Source organism: Arthrobacter sp. TmtSoilC79, assembly GCF_059739405.1.
This window is the reverse complement of sequence record NZ_AP046051.1, coordinates 2,216,170-2,233,828: the sequence shown is the minus strand read 5'-3', so window position 1 is coordinate 2,233,828 and position 17,659 is coordinate 2,216,170. Positions and strand designations below refer to the sequence as shown.

Annotated in this window: 15 protein-coding genes; 11 read left to right on the top strand and 4 right to left on the bottom strand. The window is 62.5% G+C overall.

The window, feature by feature from the left end:
* Position 1: 1 nt before the first annotated feature.
* The 10 genes from pafA (at position 2) to AC6JA3_RS10330 (ending at position 12,389) form a co-directional block, all read left to right on the top strand.
* Entirely contained in the window at positions 2 to 1,366 is a 1,365-nt protein-coding gene (pafA, locus tag AC6JA3_RS10375) for a Pup--protein ligase (protein WP_026540705.1), read from the top strand.
* A gap of 112 nt (positions 1,367 to 1,478) precedes the next feature.
* On the top strand, positions 1,479 to 2,405 hold the full coding sequence (locus tag AC6JA3_RS10370) for an FKBP-type peptidyl-prolyl cis-trans isomerase (protein WP_026540706.1): 927 nt from the start codon (positions 1,479 to 1,481) through the stop codon (positions 2,403 to 2,405).
* 84 nt (positions 2,406 to 2,489) lie between these two features.
* The gene (locus tag AC6JA3_RS10365) at positions 2,490 to 2,885 is read left to right on the top strand and encodes an FKBP-type peptidyl-prolyl cis-trans isomerase (RefSeq protein WP_026540707.1); all 396 of its coding nucleotides are present in this window, start codon (positions 2,490 to 2,492) and stop codon (positions 2,883 to 2,885) included.
* A gap of 94 nt (positions 2,886 to 2,979) precedes the next feature.
* Positions 2,980 to 4,992 (top strand): helix-turn-helix transcriptional regulator, encoded by a 2,013-nt coding sequence (locus AC6JA3_RS10360; RefSeq protein WP_026540708.1) that lies wholly within the window; start codon positions 2,980 to 2,982, stop codon positions 4,990 to 4,992.
* A gap of 9 nt (positions 4,993 to 5,001) precedes the next feature.
* Positions 5,002 to 5,352: a hypothetical protein gene (locus AC6JA3_RS10355; protein WP_026540709.1), complete on the top strand. Its 351-nt coding sequence runs from the start codon at positions 5,002 to 5,004 to the stop codon at positions 5,350 to 5,352.
* A gap of 36 nt (positions 5,353 to 5,388) precedes the next feature.
* Positions 5,389 to 5,658, top strand: a complete 270-nt coding sequence (gene tatA, locus AC6JA3_RS10350; RefSeq protein WP_026540710.1) for a Sec-independent protein translocase subunit TatA — start codon at positions 5,389 to 5,391, stop codon at positions 5,656 to 5,658.
* Between the two features lie 6 nt (positions 5,659 to 5,664).
* Positions 5,665 to 6,501: a twin-arginine translocase subunit TatC gene (gene tatC, locus AC6JA3_RS10345; RefSeq protein ID WP_035760665.1), complete on the top strand. Its 837-nt coding sequence runs from the start codon at positions 5,665 to 5,667 to the stop codon at positions 6,499 to 6,501.
* A gap of 24 nt (positions 6,502 to 6,525) precedes the next feature.
* Positions 6,526 to 9,501: a DEAD/DEAH box helicase gene (locus tag AC6JA3_RS10340; RefSeq protein ID WP_026540712.1), complete on the top strand. Its 2,976-nt coding sequence runs from the start codon at positions 6,526 to 6,528 to the stop codon at positions 9,499 to 9,501.
* Positions 9,502 to 9,549: 48 nt separating this feature from the next.
* Positions 9,550 to 11,208, top strand: coding sequence for an amidohydrolase (locus AC6JA3_RS10335; RefSeq protein WP_026540713.1), 1,659 nt, complete (start codon positions 9,550 to 9,552; stop codon positions 11,206 to 11,208).
* Between the two features lie 437 nt (positions 11,209 to 11,645).
* The gene (locus AC6JA3_RS10330) at positions 11,646 to 12,389 is read left to right on the top strand and encodes a polyprenol monophosphomannose synthase (protein ID WP_026540714.1); all 744 of its coding nucleotides are present in this window, start codon (positions 11,646 to 11,648) and stop codon (positions 12,387 to 12,389) included.
* A gap of 143 nt (positions 12,390 to 12,532) precedes the next feature.
* Here the strand turns inward: AC6JA3_RS10330 and AC6JA3_RS10325 are convergent, their stop codons facing one another.
* The 4 genes from AC6JA3_RS10325 to AC6JA3_RS10310 form a co-directional block, all read right to left on the bottom strand.
* Positions 12,533 to 12,880 carry an RNA polymerase-binding protein RbpA gene (locus AC6JA3_RS10325; protein WP_011774875.1) on the bottom strand — a complete coding sequence of 116 codons (348 nt, stop codon included), beginning with the start codon at positions 12,878 to 12,880 and terminating at the stop codon, positions 12,533 to 12,535.
* 255 nt (positions 12,881 to 13,135) lie between these two features.
* On the bottom strand, positions 13,136 to 14,110 hold the full coding sequence (locus tag AC6JA3_RS10320; protein ID WP_026540715.1) for an SPFH domain-containing protein: 975 nt from the start codon (positions 14,108 to 14,110) through the stop codon (positions 13,136 to 13,138).
* Positions 14,111 to 14,192: 82 nt separating this feature from the next.
* A complete protein-coding gene (locus AC6JA3_RS10315) occupies positions 14,193 to 14,654 on the bottom strand; it encodes an NfeD family protein (RefSeq protein ID WP_026540716.1) in 462 nt (153 codons plus the stop codon).
* An 80-nt stretch (positions 14,655 to 14,734) separates the two neighbouring features.
* A complete protein-coding gene (locus tag AC6JA3_RS10310) occupies positions 14,735 to 15,571 on the bottom strand; it encodes a methyltransferase domain-containing protein (protein ID WP_026540717.1) in 837 nt (278 codons plus the stop codon).
* Positions 15,572 to 15,640: 69 nt separating this feature from the next.
* Between AC6JA3_RS10310 and AC6JA3_RS10305 the strand changes: the two genes are divergently transcribed.
* Positions 15,641 to 17,656: a S9 family peptidase gene (locus AC6JA3_RS10305; protein WP_347783360.1), complete on the top strand. Its 2,016-nt coding sequence runs from the start codon at positions 15,641 to 15,643 to the stop codon at positions 17,654 to 17,656.
* Positions 17,657 to 17,659: the final 3 nt, after the last annotated feature.

The window sequence follows — 17,659 nt, the reverse complement described above, 5'->3', positions numbered from 1 at the left end:
GATGGATAAGAGAATATTTGGCATCGAGACCGAATTCGGCATCTCCTATTCGAGCCCGGATTCACGGCCGCTGGCTCCGGAGGAAGTTGCCCGCTACCTGTTCCGGAAGGTAGTGAGCTGGGGCAGGTCATCGAACGTGTTCCTGACCAACGGCTCGCGCCTTTACCTGGATGTGGGCTCACATCCGGAGTATGCCACTGCTGAGTGCGACGACCTCGCCCAGTTGATTGCCCACGACAGGGCCGGCGAACTGATCCTGGACGACCTCGTGGACGAGGCGCAGGCAAGGCTGGCGGCCGAGGGCTTCAACGGAACTGTGTACCTGTTCAAGAACAACACCGACTCCGCAGGGAACTCCTACGGCAGCCACGAGAACTACCTGATCCCGCGCCGCGGCGAGTTTTCCCGTCTGGCCGAGATCCTCATTCCCTTCCTGGTGACCCGGCAGTTGATCGCGGGAGCAGGCAAGGTCCTCAAAACACCCCACGGCGCCACCTTTGCGTTCTCCCAGCGCGCCGACCACATCTGGGAAGGCGTATCTTCAGCCACCACCCGGTCCCGGCCCATCATCAACACCCGGGATGAACCGCATGCGGACGCGGAGTTCTACCGCCGCCTCCACGTCATTGTGGGCGACAGCAACATGTCCGAAACAACGGCGCTGCTCAAGGTGGGAACCGTGGACCTGATCCTCCGCATGATCGAGTCCGGGGTGATCATGCGCGACATGCGGATGGAGAACCCCATCCGGAGCATCCGTGAAATCTCCCACGACCTGACCGGCCGTGCGCTGGTCAGGCTTGCCAACGGCAGGCAGCTGACCGCCCTCGACATCCAGCGCGAGTATCTGGGCAAGGTCACTGAGTTTGTGGCCACCAACGGGGCGCACAATGCCCACGTGCCGCTGATCCTGGACCTGTGGAAGCGCACCTTGGACGCGATCGACAGCGGTGACACGTCCACCATTGATACCGAGGTGGACTGGGCTATCAAGAAGAAGTTGATGGACGGGTACATGCGTCGTCACGACCTCAGCCTGGATTCGCCGCGAATTGCCCAGCTCGACCTCACTTACCACGATATTTCCCGGCAGCGGGGACTCTTCTTCCTTCTGCAGGCTCGGGGCGCCGCACGCCGGCTGGTGACGGAAACAGATGTCAAGGATGCCGTGGATGCACCTCCGCAGACCACGAGGGCGAAGCTGCGGGGAGATTTTGTCCGCCGGGCACAGGAACTTGGCCGCGACTACACCGTCGACTGGGTCCATTTGAAGCTCAACGACCGGGCCCACCAGACAATCCTTTGCAAAGACCCTTTCCGCAGCGTCGATGAGCGGGTGGATGCGCTGCTGGACTCTATGAGCTGACTCCCAGCTTCACGGGCTATTCTGGATAGTGGTCTCTTCCCGGGACCCAACCTGCTTGGAGGCGCAATGTGCCTTTCCGAGCTTCCCTTGCCCCGACGAAAGTGTCTTTTTTGTGCGCCGACTCCTAGCAATCCTCCTGCCCGCCCTTCTGCTCATCACCGCTTGCGGTGGTTCGGGCACGCCGGCCGCCGAGCCCACCAGCAAATCCGTTGGCGACGTTTCCAAGCTCGACTCCGTGAAGGTGACGGACAACGGAAACGACAAAGCGCCGGGTATCGAGTTCTCCAAGCCCCTGACGGTGGCCGAACCCACAGTCGACGTCGTCAGTGAAGGCGACGGAGAGCGGGTCAAGGCCGGACAAACAGCCGAACTGGCCTACGTTGCCGTGGACGGCAACGATGGCAAGACCTTGGAAGACGGCTACGCAAACGGCCCCCAGCCGATCGACCTGACGGACCAGATCAAGTCCAGCAATGAACTGATCTACAACGCCATCATCGGTGCCAAGGTCGGCAGCCACGTTGCCATTGCCGCTCCCGGCAATTCCTCCAGTGGTACTCCCGCCGCGACGCAACTGGTGGTCTTCAAGATTGTCTCTGCCAAGGATGCCGCTCCTGTCCTGGAGAAGCCCGAAGGTGAAGCTGTGACTCCTCCCGCCGGCCTGCCCACCGTGAAGGAAGACGACAAGGGCATTCCCCAGATCTCCGTGGACGGCGTGGCCGCCCCGAAGGAACTCATCGCCCAGGACCTCATCAAGGGCTCCGGAGCTGCTGTCAAGACCACTGATACCCTCACGGTCAACTACGTGGGTGTTAACCTTTCGGACGGCACCAAGTTCGACTCCAGCTTCGACAGGGGAGAGCCCACCAGTTTCCCCCTTACCGGAGTCATCAAGGGCTGGACCCAGGGCCTGGAAGGCAAGACTGTTGGCTCGCGCGTCCTGCTGGTCATCCCTCAGGACCTGGCCTACGGTGAAGCCGGCCAGGGTAAAGCCAAGGGCGACCTCGTCTTCGTCGTCGACATCCTCGGCGTCAAGTAACCACACCAGAACGTACACGGACTGCAAGGGTGCTGGTTTAAGCTGGTTCCTGACACAATCCGTCCCTCACACCAAGGAGCAACCATGTCATTTGGACAGCGTGATTTCGACCGCACCAAGCCCGAAATCGACTTCCCGGAAGGCGACGTCCCCACTGACCTCGTCATAACGGACCTCATCGAAGGCACCGGCGCGGAAGCCAAAGCCGGAGACACCGTTTCCACCCACTATGTCGGCGTTGCCTGGTCGACCGGCGAAGAATTTGACGCTTCCTGGGGCCGTGGCGCTCCGCTGGACTTCCGTGTTGGCGTAGGCCAGGTCATCCAGGGCTGGGACCAGGGCCTGCTGGGCATGAAGGTCGGTGGCCGCCGCCGCCTCGAGATCCCCTCCGAACTCGCGTACGGCTCCCGTGGCGCCGGTGGAGCGATCAAGCCCAACGAAGCCCTGATCTTCGTTGTCGACCTCGTGGCTGTCCGCTAGGACTGAGCTCTGAGCCAAGGCGCGTCACCTTCCGGTTTTCCCGGTTGGTGACGCGCCTTGCTGCTTTCCCGCCGGTCTTTAGTAACGTAGCAACGTGTCCGCATCCCGCACTGAACGACTCCTGAACCTTCTCCTGGCTTTGCTCAATACCAGGGTGGGCCTTCCACGCTCCGTCCTCCGCGAGAAGGTCTATCACGACTCCGCAGAGAACGACGTTGCCTTTGGGCGCATGTTCGAGCGCGACAAAGTGGATTTGAAGCAGTTCGGCTTTGACATCGAGACCCTCACCGACCCCCGGCACTTCGGTGTCGATGACCCGGCGTCAACGCGCTACCGCATCGGCAAGGACTCCAACCGGCTCCCTGATGTAAGCCTGACGCCTGCAGAATGCACCGTTCTGTTGCTCGCCGCGCAACTGTGGGAACGGGCAGCACTTGGTTCGGCCGCTGCGAACGCGGTCCGAAAACTTCAGGCCGCGGGAGGTTTCGCGGACGTTGACCTTCCTGCCGGCGTCCAGCCCCGCATCAAGCCCGCGGGCCAGGCCTTCGACGACGTCGTAGCAGCCATGCACGGAAACCATCCGGTCCGCTTCGGCTACCTCGCTGTCAGTACCGGGCGTGAAGAGGTGCGCGAGGTTGAGCCCTGGGGCCTGGGCAGCCGCTTTGGCCAGTGGTACCTCGTGGGCTTTGACCGGGGGAGGGGAGCGAAGAGGCTGTTCCGCCTTTCGCGGATGACAACCGCGGTAACCGTGGTGCCCGGGAGCATTTTCGAACCTCCGGCCGGTTTCAATGCCCGGGCTGAGCTGGATGCCCTGCACGAGTTGCCCGAGCAGCGGGCGGTGCTGGTTGTCGACAAGGACCGGCTGCTTGCCTTGCGGAAAAGGGCCCTCGAAACGGCTCCGGATGACCGTGGCCGTGACCGGGTTACCGTTGAGTTCCGCGACCCGGAGGCTTTTGCTGAAGAACTGGCCTCCTACGGCCCCCACGTCAAAGTGGAGGGTCCCGCCGAGCTGCGTGACGCCGTCGTTCGCCGGCTCAGGGCTGCCTTGGAGTTCGACGCTGAACCGGCTGTTCCGGTGGAGTTTCCTGAGGCCGCACGGGCGCAGCGGGCCCGCAAACGTACCTCGGAAGACCAACTGGCCAGGATGCTTCAGTTGGTCCCTTTCCTGGTACACCACCAAGGGCTCCACATCCAGGAAGTGGCAGATCATTTCGGTATTACGCGCAAAGCGCTGATTGATGACCTCAAGATCCTCATCTGCTCCGGACTTCCGGAGGGATACCCGGATGACCTCCTGGATATCCAGTGGGAAAACGACCATGTGTACATCTCCGAGCATTTGGAGCTGAACCGTCCGGTGCGTTTCAACGAAGACGAAGCCGCTGCCTTGCTGACCGGCCTGGCCATGCTGGGCGATCTGCCATCACTGGCCGGCGTCTCCGAAGACCAGCCGGGGAGCGCCCTGGAGTCTGTCACCATCAAGCTGACCGGCGCGGCGGGGCAGGCCGGACGCTTGGCCGGTGCCGTCGCGGGGCAATCCATAGAGCCTGAACAATCCCAGGCCTTCGCCGTCATCACCCAGGCGATCCGGGACGGACGCCAACTGCATCTGAAGTACTTTTCCCGGCAACGCGATGAACTGACCGAACGCGATGTTGATCCGTTGCGGCTCTATTCGATGGATAATACGTGGTACTTCGAGGCGTACTGCCACAGCAAGGCCGGAATCAGGAACTTCCGCCTGGACAGAGTGGAAGTTGTTGAACCGAACGGACTTCCGGCATCGGGACTGGCTACTGCAGAGCAGGATTACCCTGCACGGCTGTTTACGCCCAGCGACGACGACGTCCTGGTGGTGCTCCAGCTGACCAGGCAAGGCTCCGGGCTGGCGGATGACTACTACGCTGAACGCACGGCACAACTGCCCGACGGCGGCCTCCTCGCTGAAGTACGGTTCGGCACCGCAGAGTGGCTGCCAATGTTCGTTTCGCAACACGGCGGAGCGGTCCGGATACTGGACCCGCAGGCCTTGCGGGAGGAAACACGGGTATGGCTGAACGCGGCGGCGAATCAGTACGACTCCCTTTCCGACGGCACGGCTGGCTAGACTACTCAGATGCCTTGGTGGTTCTGGATCCTGTTGTGGATCGCGCTCATAGCCCTTTCGTTGCTGCTTCACCTGACGCTTGGGTATCGCTTGTTCAGGAAATTCATGTCAACTGTTCATGAACTGGGCGACGCGGGTAAACGTTTCAGCAACCTTTCACCTGCGCCCGAAACCTCCGATGTTGAAACGCCGGAAGACAGCCCCGTGCCGGGGTCCGCAATTTTTGCCTCACCGGATCAGATGCGTCATGATTACCTGACGGCCAAAGCCTTCCGCCAGGAAGTTCGTCGCCAGAAGCGCGTCAAGCGCAAAGCAGAGCGGGGTCAGCCCCAATCCCTGCACGACATTGAATTCAGATAGACGTAGGATGTATCCAAAAGGAAAGGACCTCCCCACATGAGGCTCGAAGGCTGGCATCTCATCATCATCATCGTCCTGGCTCTGGTGCTCTTCGCAGCGCCGAAGCTGCCGTCCATGGCGCGCAGCATTGGGCAGTCGATGCGCATTTTCAAGTCGGAAGTCCGGGAAATGAAGAAGGACGGTTCTTCTGAAACGAAGGACTCCGCGGAGGCTTCCGACGCCGTTGAAGGCAAGGTAGTAGGCCACCCCGACGCCAAGGCCAGGAACAACGGCGAGACTGACGTTCCGCCCTCCAACCGCGTCTAAAGAGAAGTGGTAGAAACGAAGGGGCGCAAGGCCAACCCCGAAGCCCGGATGGCGCTCCTTGACCACCTCAAGGAGCTGAAGAACCGGCTCTTCAAGGCTGCAATCGGCATCATCCTGGGCACCGTGGTGGGCTTCATCGTCTACCAGCCGCTCCTGGAGGCCTTGATCAAACCGATCAAGGACCTCAACGAGAAGGAGGGGCGTGCCGCCACCCTGAACTTTGATGGAGTGGCCAGTTCATTTGACCTCATGGTCCAGGTCTCGGTGTTCCTTGGCGTGCTCCTGGCAAGCCCGGTGTGGATCTACCAGCTCTGGGCGTTCATCGTGCCGGGCCTCCACAAGAAGGAGCGGCGGCTGGCGTTGTCCTTCGTGGCCGCGGCCGTGCCCCTCTTCATCGGCGGCGTACTGCTCGCCTGGCTGGTCCTGCCCAACGCCGTCCGCGTACTGACCGACTTCACGCCGCAGGGCGGGTCCAACTTCATCAGTGCCGAAATCTACCTGGCATTCGTGCTGAGGCTCCTGCTGGCGTTCGGCATTGCCTTCCTGGTTCCCGTGGTGCTGGTTGGGCTGAACCTCGCCGGCATTGTCAAAGGCAAGCAACTCATCAAGAGTTGGCGCATCACCATCTTCCTGGTTTGCTTGTTCGCTGCCATGGCTGCTCCCGGCGCTGATGCCATGAGCATGTTCTATCTCGCAGCACCCATGTTGCTCCTGTTCTTCGCGGCCATTGGAGTCTGCGTCCTCAATGACCGCCGCCGCGAACGCCGCGCCATCAAGAGGGCAGCTGAGACTGAAGCCACTGCGGACATTGCGACGCCGGCCACGGATCTGGAGAATCTCTAGACCGTGGGCCACTAGGCTTGATGCATGTCCTCTATTTCCGGGTCTCCTTCACCGTCAGAGAGCTACCAGGCTGCAGCGCAGCGGGCTGCTGAGTCCAAAACCTATCTGGGCGCTTTCAGCCGTTCCCTGGATTTTGAACTGGACGACTTCCAACGTGAGGCGTGCAGGTCGCTGCAGGAAGGCCGTGGCGTGCTGGTTGCAGCACCCACGGGAGCAGGCAAGACGATCGTTGGTGAATTCGCGATCTACCTGGCCTTGGAACGCGGCCTCAAGGCTTTCTACACCACCCCCATCAAAGCGCTCAGCAACCAGAAGTTCTCGGAGCTGGCATCAAAGTACGGCGCTGCCAATGTTGGGCTCCTGACAGGTGACACCACCATCAACGGGGACGCCCCTGTAGTGGTCATGACCACCGAGGTCCTGCGCAACATGTTGTACGCGGATTCGGAAACCCTTGGTGACCTGGGGTTCGTGGTGATGGACGAGGTCCATTACCTGGCCGACCGCTTCCGCGGTGCCGTCTGGGAAGAAGTCATAATCCACCTGCCCAGCGAGGTACAAGTGGCCTCCCTGAGCGCCACGGTATCCAATGCTGAGGAGTTTGGCGCCTGGCTGGACACTGTCCGCGGCGATACCGATGTCATCGTGTCCGAACACCGGCCGGTGCCATTGTGGCAGCACGTCATGGTGGGCCGCGAAATAGTCGACCTCTTCGCCGGCGACACCACCTTTGATGAAATTGCGCCACAAGCCACTGGCGCGCCGGAAACCGAGGTGCCCGAGATCTCCGAGGCCGCTGAGGAAGCCACCGAACCCACCTCCGCGGAACGCCGGAAGGTCCACCCGAAGCGTTCGTCCGCAGCCAAAGTCCGTCAAGCGGTGACCGGGCCCGAGTTTGAGGTCAATCCGGACCTCCTCGCCATGGCCCGTTCCGAGAGCCGCATGAACATGAGTGGCCGCTACGGCCACGGCGGACGCAGCCGCCGTCGTCAGGACCGTCACCGCGACGAACGGCAGCAATCCGAGCAGCGCAGTCCTGTGCGCAAGGCCAGCCGGCCACAAGTCATTGAGAGCCTGAGGCGCCAGGATCTTCTGCCTGCCATTACTTTCATTTTCTCGAGGGCAGGCTGCGACGCTGCAGTCGCACAGTGTGCCGCCTCAGGGCTGTGGCTGACAACCGAGCGTGAACAGCAGGTCATCGCCCAGCGCGTGGACGAAGCCAGTCACGAGATTCCAGCCGATGACCTCGACGTCCTGGGCTTCTGGGGCTGGCGTGACGGACTCATGAGGGGCTTTGCCGCCCACCACGCAGGCATGCTGCCCACCTTCAAGGAGGTGGTGGAAAAGCTCTTTGCCGACGGCTTGGTCAAGGCTGTCTTCGCCACGGAAACACTGGCCTTGGGCGTCAACATGCCGGCCCGCTGCGTGGTCCTGGAAAAACTGGAAAAGTTCAACGGTGAAGCCCACGTCAACATCACTGCGGGGGAGTACACCCAGCTGACAGGCCGGGCAGGACGCCGGGGCATCGACGTCGAAGGCCATGCCGTGGTGCTGTGGCAGCCGGGGACGGACCCCGCTGCCGTGGCCGGCCTGGCCTCACGCCGCACGTATCCCCTGAACTCCAGCTTCCGGCCCACCTACAACATGAGCATTAACCTGATCGCCCAGTTTGGCCGCGTCCGGGCGCGCGAAATCCTGGAGTCCTCCTTCGCGCAGTTCCAAGCTGACCGTTCCGTGGTGGGCCTTGCCCGGCAGGTGCGGGGACGGGAAGAGTCACTGGCCGGCTATGCCAAGTCCATGCAATGCCATCTGGGTGACTTCACCGAGTACGCAAAACTCCGGCGCGAACTCAGCGATGCCGAGAACTTCGCGGCCCGGGACCACCAGCGTGCCCGTAAGTCGCACGTTGCTGATTCCCTGGCCAGGTTGATCCCCGGCGATGTCATCAGCATTTACAGCGGCAGGCTTGCCGGCCATGCGGTGGTTCTTGACGTGGATCCGAACGCCCGTGAGCCCCGGCCATCAGTGCTGACCGCCGATAACCAGCTTCGTCGGATTGGCGTGCACGATCTCGAAGGACCTGTTTCTCCGGTAACCAGGATCCGGATTCCCAAGTCCTTCAATGCAAAAGTACCCAAGTCACGCCGCGACCTCGCATCCTCCATGCGCCACGCCATCAGCGAAGACGCACCGCACAGCCGGCGCAACAGCCGGCACGAGGACTTCGGCCTGGGCGCGCGGCTGCCGGACCAGGAGAAGAAGATCGCGGATCTGAGGCGTGCCCTCAGGGCGCACCCCTGCCACGGATGCAGCGAGCGGGAAGACCACGCCCGGTGGTCGGAGCGCTGGTGGAAGTTGCGCAGGGAAACCGACGGCCTGGTCCGCCAGATCCAGGGCCGCACCAACACGATCGCAAAGACGTTCGACCGCGTGTGCGATCTGCTCTCCGCCTACGGCTACCTGGAGACGAACGACGCCGGCAACGTCACCATCAGCGCCGATGGGCAGCGGCTTCGCCGGATTTATGGTGAAAAGGATCTGCTCATCTCCCAGTCAGTCCGGCGCGGAGCCCTTAGTGATCTCGACGCCGCCGAACTTGCCTCATTGGCCAGCACGCTGGTGTATCAAGCCAAACGCGAAGACCGTGGCTTGCGGCCAAGGATGCCGTCCGTTTCCCTGGAGTCAGCGGTGGATATCGTCGTCCGGGAATGGTCCCAGCTGGAGGACACCGAAGAACACCACCGACTTCCCTTGACCGGCGAGCCGGAGCTGGGTCTGATGTGGCCAATGTACAAGTGGGCCAAGGGGCGCCATCTCCAGGACGTTCTCAGCGGCACCGACCTCGCAGCAGGGGACTTCGTGCGCTGGGCCAAGCAAGTAGTGGATCTGCTGGACCAACTGGCAAAGATCCCGCAGCTGGATCCAAGGGTGGCACGGATTTGCCGCGAGTCCATTGACCTGGTTCGCCGCGGTGTAGTGGCCTACTCCACCGTGGCTTAGCGCCACCCCCACCGATTGACATTTTTCGACGCTCAAGGAGCACACCGCATGAATCAGCCAGGCGCACCGGCCGGCCAGCACCAGACTGGAGCGGACCGCAAGGTCACCATGTACCGCAACGGGTCCATCTATACAGCCGCTGATCCCTTTGCCACGGCCATCGTGGTCGATGGCGATACCGTGGCCTGGGTTGGCTCGGAGCAGGCCGCCACGTCCATCGCTGACTCTTCAATGGAGATCATCGACCTCCGTGGCGCCCTCCTGGCTCCCGGCTTTGTCGACTCCCATGCTCACCTGACGGAAACGGGCCTGGCCCTGTCCGGCCTGGACCTTGGCAGGGTCCGTTCCGCCCGGGAGCTGCTCGACGCCGTAGCCGGCGCGGGCGGCAGTGGCACCATTATTGGCCACGGCTGGGATGAAACCGCCTGGAACGATCCCTCTTTGCCTACGCTTGAAGAGCTGGATCGAGCATCGGGCGGACGACAGGTCTATCTCTCACGCATCGATGTCCACTCCGCCCTGGTCTCATCGTCCTTGGCCGCAGCGGCCGGCCTCAGGAACCTTGACGGGTTCGGCGGGGACGCCCGGGTGATACGCGGAGCCCACACCGCAGCACGCCTGGCCGCCCGACGCTTCCCAGAAGCCCAAAGGCGCGCGCTCCAGGAACGTGCCCTTAAGGAAGCCGCTTCCAACGGATACGTGGCTATGGCCGAGATGTCGGCGCCCCATATCTGCGGCCCCGAGGACCTGCAGCTCTCTGCCTCGTGGAATGAGGACGGCATCAGCCCTGAAGTACTTCCGTACTGGGGTGACCTGGCATCCTCGGCAGAACACGCCGAGAGTATTCTGGCCGGTCTTGGGACCAAGGTCCTGGGTCTCGCCGGAGACCTCAACGTGGACGGTTCCTTGGGTTCCCGGACGGCCGCCCTCCTGGAGGACTATTCGGACGCTCCCGGGAACCGCGGTAGCCTGTACCTTTCGGTCGATGAAGCAGCCCGGCATCTGGTTGCCACATCCCAGCTCGGCATCCAGGCAGGGTTCCATGTCATTGGCGATGCTGGCCTGGCCGCAGTTCTGGAAGCGTTGGACGTTGCTGCTGCCGAGGTGGGGGAGCAGCGGATCCGGGCTGCCGGACACCGGCTTGAGCATGTTGAACTGGCCGATCAATCCGCCATCGACAAACTGGCCAAGTATTCCATGACCGTCAGTGTCCAACCGGGCTTCGACGCCGCCTGGGGTGCTCCGGGCGGGCTGTATGAACAGCGCCTGGGTGGTCGCAGCAAGGCCATGAACCCATTTGCGTCCTTCTACGCCAGTGGCGTCCCCATTGCCTTTGGCAGCGATAGCCCCGTTACACCGTTGCGGCCGTGGTCCAGCGTGCGCGCGTGCCTGGAACACAGCAACCCGGACCAACGGATTTCCGCCAGGGCCGCCTTCCTTGGCCATACCCGCGCCGGCTGGCGGGCCGCGAAGCACCGCAACCCCCTGATGGGACAACTGGTGCCAGGTGCGCCCGCCAGTTTCGCTGTGTGGGAAGTCGAAGAGCTCATGGTCCAGGTGGCAGACAGCCGGGTTCAGTCGTGGAGCACGGATCCGCGGGCGCGGACCCCGCTGCTGCCGGCACTCGACACCGGCAGTGACCCCCGTTGCCTGCAGACGGTTCGTGAGGGGCGGGAGCTGTTCGCCCACGAATCGCTCCGCGTCTAGGCACATATTTTCTGCATCATCCAAGGTGCCTTTGAGCTGGGATGACACCCGGATCCGCAGGTCACCGACCGGTTGACAGCCCGGGGTGAGTCCGTAGCATTAGGGCTCTACGGATGATCAATCCAGGGTACGAGAGCCGCGGTTTGGTGGTCCGGTCGTGGCCGGAAACCGTTCATGGTGGCGGCAAACAGGTGGGCAGGTCCGCAACGACCCAGAAAACAGTCCGACCGGGACTCATTGCCCGGTCGCCACTGGTCCTGGGCTTGCGGATCTGCCCGCGGGCCATGCCCCGCCCCAAAGTGCACTTTTGATTGTGTCGGACGCCACAGCCGCCGAGGCAGTGCCTTTCGGCGTCCTATAATGGAGAGTTGCGCCGGAATTCCAGCCGCTATGGCTGATCCTGCACACTGACCGCTCCATCAAGGAAAGGCCTCTACTTGCGTGTCCTGACGATCATTCCCACCTACAACGAGCTCGAATCGCTCCCTGTGACCCTGGGGCGGCTGCGCGCAGCAGTTCCCGAGTCCGATGTCCTGGTGGTTGACGACAACAGCCCTGATGGTACGGGACGGCTCGCAGATGACTTCGCTGCTGCGGACCACCAGGTGCATGTGCTTCATCGGAAGGGCAAGGAAGGTCTCGGCGCTGCCTACATTGCCGGCTTCAACTGGGGCCTCGCCGCGGGGTACGACGTCCTGGTGGAAATGGACGCGGACGGTTCGCATAAGCCCGAACAGTTGCCCCTGCTCCTGGATGCAGTCAAAGACGGAGCGGATCTGGCCATGGGCTCGCGCTGGGTACCCGGTGGCAGTGTGGTCAACTGGCCGCTCTACCGCCAGGCAATCTCCAGGATCGGCAGCACCTATGCCCGCATCATGCTCGGGGTCAAGATCAAGGACGTCACCGGCGGCTACCGCGCCTTTAAGCGCAGCACCCTCGAAGCCCTGAACCTGGATGAAGTAGAGTCGGTTGGCTACGGTTTCCAGGTGGACCTCGCATGGAGGGTAGCCAAGCTTGGCCTGCGCATCGAGGAACGTCCCATCACCTTCGTCGAACGTGAACTGGGTGCCTCGAAAATGAGCGGCAACATCGTGGTGGAAGCCATGATCAACGTTACCAAGTGGGGATTGGCGGCCCGTTGGGCCAAGCTGACCGGCAAGTCTTCGGCCACGGCCAAGTAGCTTTTTAACAGAAAAGGCCGGATCCGGTTCCCAGTGGGAACCGAACCCGGCCTTTTTGCGTCTGTCCGCGCAACCGTCTGTCGCCCAGCCGCCTGTCCGCACAGCCTGGTCATACAGGCCGGTTGGTCCAGTACAGGTGCGGACTAAGCGGAGCGGCGCTCTCCACGGCGCTCACGCAGAATGTTCAAACGATCCTCCAGGATCTGCTCCAGCTCAGGAAGGCTCCTGCGCTCCAGGAGCATGTCCCAGTGGGTGCGGACCGCTTTCTCGTTAGCGTCCACCGGGCGCTCACCATCGACCAGGAGGGCTTCCTTGCCGGTCTTGGAAACCCATACCGGGGGAATTTCAGCTTCGGAGGAGAAGGTCACGAAGACCTGCTCGCCGTCTTCGCAGCGGTACTCGACCCGCTGGCGCGGTGCCGGTTCAACGCCGGATTCAGTTTCCATGCTTTGGGCGCCAAGACGCATACCCCGCAGGCTGCGATCGCTCATGATTACTCCCTCTGTCTGTACGCGGAGCAAGGACCCCGCGTTGGCCGTAAGCCGTTTTCACGATCCTTACGGACTACTTCTGCACACCTTGCATCACTCATTGCAACGCATGGCAAAGCTTTTATGTTCCATCCGCACTGAACCAGCCGGACAAATATCCCATTATACGCCGAACAACCACCACTACCTAAAAGCACCCACATGCAGCGAGCGGCCAGCCGGAGTGGCTGACCGCTCGTAGCGCCGTAGTACCAGTTATTCGGCGGGCCTTGCGGGCTCCGCGGAGGCCGTGCCGGCGGAGGCCGTGCCGTCATGTCCACCGAAAAGACCTACGGGAGAGTCCCCGTTGCTCCCACCGAGGGCCCCGCCAATTCCCTTGAGCGCTTCGCCCACTTCACTGGGAATGATCCACAGCTTGTTGGAGCTTCCTTCAGCGATCTTCGGGAGGGTCTGCAGGTACTGGTAAGCAAGGAGCTTCTGGTCCGGATTGCCCTTGTGGATGGCATCGAAGACCTTCTGGATTGCCTGGGCTTCACCGTCGGCACGAAGGATGGCCGCCTTGGCATCACCTTCGGCAGCAAGGATGGCAGCTTGCCGTTGGCCTTCGGCAGTAAGGATCTGGGACTGCTTGGTGCCCTCAGCTGTCAAAATGGCTGCACGGCGATCACGCTCGGCGCGCATTTGCTTCTCCATCGAGTCCTGGATGGAGTGGGGCGGATCGATCGCCTTCAGTTCCACGCGCGAGACGCGGATTCCCCAACGGCCCGTTGCTTCGTCCAGAACGCCGCGCAGTTGACCATTGATCTGGTCGCGGGAGGTGAGCGCTTCTTCGAGGTTAAGCCCGCCCACCACGTTACGGAGCGTGGTGGTGGTCAACTGTTCGACCGCCTGGATGTAGTTGGCGATTTCGTACGTCGCTGCCCTGGGGTCCGTGACCTGGAAGTAAACCACGGTGTCAATCGAGACCACCAGGTTGTCTTCGGTAATGACGGGCTGCGGCGGGAAGGACACCACTTGTTCGCGGAGGTCCAGGAGCGGCAGGAGCCGGTCAACGAACGGAATCAGAATCGTCAGCCCGGGATTCAGCGTCCGCTGGTACTTCCCGAGCCGTTCAACGACGCCGGCGCGTGCCTGCGGGATGATCCTGACCGAGCGGACCAACACTATGATGACAAAAATAACGAGAACAATCAGCACGATTGCTGCTGCTGTTCCTCCTAAGCCGTCCATACATCTCCTTCGTTCCCCAATTGCGTGGTCTGATGTCGCGGTCCGGCCAGAGTGCCGAACCGCATAAATGTAAGGCGCGCTGTCAGCGCGGGGTGTTTTCGGCGGGCGAGGCGACTACCGCCGTCGCGCCGTCGATTTTGGTGACCTGAACTGTTGCACCGGGATCGATGACCCCTGCGGTGCTGCGGGCGCTCCAGACGTCGCCGCCAATTTTGACAAGCCCACTGGTGCCGCTCACGGCTTCGATGACGAGGGCGGGTTGGCCAATGAGGCGATCGATGTTGGACCGTTGTTCTTCGGGGCCCTTATGCAGGTGCTTCAGGGCGACGGGACGCACGAACGCGATCATGAGGAGGGAAACAACGCAAAAGATGACAATTTGGAGCCAGAAATCCGCGCCGGCAAAGTCGGCCACCAAGCCTGCCAAGGCTCCGCCGCCGAGCATGATGAAGAAGAGGTCCAGGGTGAGCATTTCCACCACTGCGAACGCGAGGAAGGCTGTGAGCCAGAGGGCCCACCAATTCTCGCCGAGCCATTCGAACATCGATTCCCCCTTGGTCCCGGATCCCGCGGGCGGGATCACAGTCGCTGTTCTTCCATCCTAGCCCGATGCGCCGTCCCACGTCAGGACGCGGTAAATACGCTGATCCGGAACTTGGCCGTGGTGGCCAGCACACCGGCAGGGACGCCTTGCTCCGCGTGGCGCCGGTGGTGGTGGCCGGCCGGTCCCATGTAGGCCAGGTCCTGCACCTGCGGGCCAGTCAGCTCAAGGGGGATGTCCAGGCCGTAAGCGGCAGCAGGACTGAAATGGTCCTTCATCGTCCCGGCCAAACGTTCCTCCTTGCCCTCTTCAATGCCCAGCATTCCGGTGGCCGCTGCTGCCTCGGCAAGGTGTCCCGGCCTGGGTGTCACCACTATCAGTTTTCCGCCGGGACGGATCACCCGCGCGAATTCGGCCGGGTTTCGCGGGGCAAAAACCACCATGACCACGTCCACCGAATGATCGGCCACCGGCAAGGGACGCCAAATGTCCCACACAAGGTTCACCGCTTGGGGATTGAGGCGGGCAGCCCTGCGGAGTGCAAACTTGGAGATGTCCAAGCCGATCGCTGCCGCTCCGGACTGGTTAACAACTGCATTGAGGTAGTGCCCCGTGCCCGTGCCGGCGTCGAGAACCAGGGCGCCGGGACCCTGGAGGGCTCCCGCAGCTTCCTTCGCAACTGTTGCGGCCAAACCTGAATAGTGTCCAGCGTCCAGGAACCGGTGGCGGGCGGCCACCATATCGGCGGTGTCTGCTTCGAAAACAGTGCCCTTGCCCGTGAGCAAGTTGAAGTAGCCCTGTTTGGCGGCATCGAAAAGGTGCCCCGACCCACAGGCAAGTGCCCTCCGCGGATCTTCCCGCACCTGGAGCGTCCCTTGGCACAGGGGACAGCGAAGGGCGGCGAGGGCATCGGAGAACATGGCTTCAATCCTAAGGCTGGACGGAGTGTCTGGAGCCGCCCACCGGGGTCCCGGGCTAGGCTCACCCTCGTGAAACCCGAGCAACTGCCCCTGCTGAACTCAGTGTCCGCCCCGGCCATCCACCCTGATGGGACCAAGGCGGTGGTATCAGTCACCAGGCCGGATTTTGACGCCGACAGCTACGTCGGCCAGCTGTGGACAGTGCCCCTGGACACCACCAAGCACCCGCGTCGCATTACCCGCGGCTTCAGGGACAGTTCCCCTGCTTTCTCACCCGACGGACTGGTCCTTGCGTTTCTCCGAAGTGATCCCGACGGCAAACCCCAGTTGTTCGTTGTGGAGGCCGCCGGCGGCGAACCGCAACGGATTACTGCCCAACACTCAGGGGTTGCCGGCTTCATCTGGGCGCCGGACTCCCATCGGATTGCATTCTTGGCCCGCGTCCCGGAACAAGGGCGGTACGGAACGGTGGACGGTGTGGGCGCAGCCGGCGAGGACGCCCGCCTGATCACGGCGAACCAGTACCGGATGAACGGTGTTGGATACACCGCCGACCAGCCCCAGCAGGTGTTCGTGGTTGAGGTTCCCGAGTTGGGCGGTGAGCCTGCAGTGGCACCCCGTGGGCGGGCTGCCCACGAACAGCCAAAATCTGCCGCCCCGGGTATTCCCGCGGCGACGCAACTGACCTTTGGCGGCGCAGACCACGAGTCCCCGTGTTTTTCTGCCGACGGGTCGCACCTTTTCTTCGTGGCGGCCCTGCATGAAGGGCACGACGACGATCTGGTCACCTCGGTTTACAGGGTGGATGCCGCCGGTGGCGAGCCGTCCGTCGTCGAGCCTTCCCACGGCAAACTACAAACGGTCACCGGCGTCCGCGCCTCCCTGGATGGTGGTTGGTTGTTCTATACAGCCCAGGACCTCGGGACTACGGGCAGGGACTTCGTTGCCCGGAACGGCGTCCTTTATGCCATGCCAACCGGCGGGGGAGAAGCAACGGCCCTGACCGACGTCGAACATTTGGACGTTTCCGGACCGTTGGAACCCAGCGGCCCTTCCAGCGTCCTTGTCCTGAACACGGCCCTGGGCAGCGTTGAACTGCTTGATGTCAACGCGGTGGGCGAGATCACCCCCTTGGTCCATGGCGCAAGGGTGGTCATAGGCGCAACGGTAGCTGCCAACGGAGAGATCGCGGTGAGCCTTGCCGATGCCTCTTCCGTGGGCGATGTCGCTTCCCTCGAACGCGGGGAACTGCGTTTGCTGACAGATTTCTCAGCCGGCCTCAGGAACAATTCCCGGGTCAGCGAGCCCTTGGACTTCGAGGCCGAATCCTCCGATGGGCATCCCGTCCATGGCTGGCTCGTCCTCCCTGATGGTCCCGGACCCCATCCAGTACTGCTCACGATCCACGGCGGCCCTTTCGCCCAGTACACCGGAGCCTTCTTCGACGAAGCACAGGTCTACGCTGCCGCAGGATACGCAGTAGTGATGTGCAACCCCCGCGGATCGGCCGGTTACGGCCAAACACATGGCCGTGCCATCAAGGAGCGAATGGGCACGCTGGACATGCAGGATGTGCTTGCATACCTGGATGCAGCCATAGCCGCCCACAAGGCCCTGGACAAGGACCGGGTAGGCATCATGGGCGGCTCCTATGGTGGCTACCTGACTGCCTGGACGATCGCCCACGATCACCGATTCAAAGCAGCGATCGTCGAACGCGGCTTCCTGGACCCGGTCAGCTTCACGGGTTCTTCCGATATTGGCTGGTTCTTCGGGGGCGAATACACCGGTGGAACCCTTGAACAGATGACTGCCCAGAGCCCCATGGCAGTGGTGGGTTCCGTCCAGACTCCAACCCTGGTAGTGCACAGCGAAGACGACCTCCGGTGCCCCATCGAACAAGGGCAGCGCTACTACTCCGAACTCAAGGCCCGAGGGGTGGATACCGCGTTGTTGGTGTTTCCGGGCGAGGACCACGAATTGTCCAGGTCAGGGACACCACACCACCGGAAGCAGCGCTTTGAGCACATCCTTCGCTGGTGGGCACAGCACCTGCCTACCGCGTCAAACCAAGTGGAGGGCTGACCT

What these genes read in the sequence shown, in the direction of transcription:
- pafA (WP_026540705.1), top strand. Translation starts at nt 2, where the DNA reads ATGGATAAGAGAATATTTGGCATCGAGACCGAATTCGGCATCTCCTAT.
- AC6JA3_RS10365 (WP_026540707.1), top strand. Translation starts at nt 2,490, where the DNA reads ATGTCATTTGGACAGCGTGATTTCGACCGCACCAAGCCCGAAATCGAC.
- AC6JA3_RS10355 (WP_026540709.1), top strand. Translation starts at nt 5,002, where the DNA reads ATGCCTTGGTGGTTCTGGATCCTGTTGTGGATCGCGCTCATAGCCCTT.
- tatA (WP_026540710.1), top strand. Translation starts at nt 5,389, where the DNA reads ATGAGGCTCGAAGGCTGGCATCTCATCATCATCATCGTCCTGGCTCTG.
- AC6JA3_RS10340 (WP_026540712.1), top strand. Translation starts at nt 6,526, where the DNA reads ATGTCCTCTATTTCCGGGTCTCCTTCACCGTCAGAGAGCTACCAGGCT.
- AC6JA3_RS10335 (WP_026540713.1), top strand. Translation starts at nt 9,550, where the DNA reads ATGAATCAGCCAGGCGCACCGGCCGGCCAGCACCAGACTGGAGCGGAC.
- AC6JA3_RS10325 (WP_011774875.1), bottom strand. Translation starts at nt 12,880, where the DNA reads ATGAGCGATCGCAGCCTGCGGGGTATGCGTCTTGGCGCCCAAAGCATG.
- AC6JA3_RS10320 (WP_026540715.1), bottom strand. Translation starts at nt 14,110, where the DNA reads ATGGACGGCTTAGGAGGAACAGCAGCAGCAATCGTGCTGATTGTTCTC.
- AC6JA3_RS10315 (WP_026540716.1), bottom strand. Translation starts at nt 14,654, where the DNA reads ATGTTCGAATGGCTCGGCGAGAATTGGTGGGCCCTCTGGCTCACAGCC.
- AC6JA3_RS10310 (WP_026540717.1), bottom strand. Translation starts at nt 15,571, where the DNA reads ATGTTCTCCGATGCCCTCGCCGCCCTTCGCTGTCCCCTGTGCCAAGGG.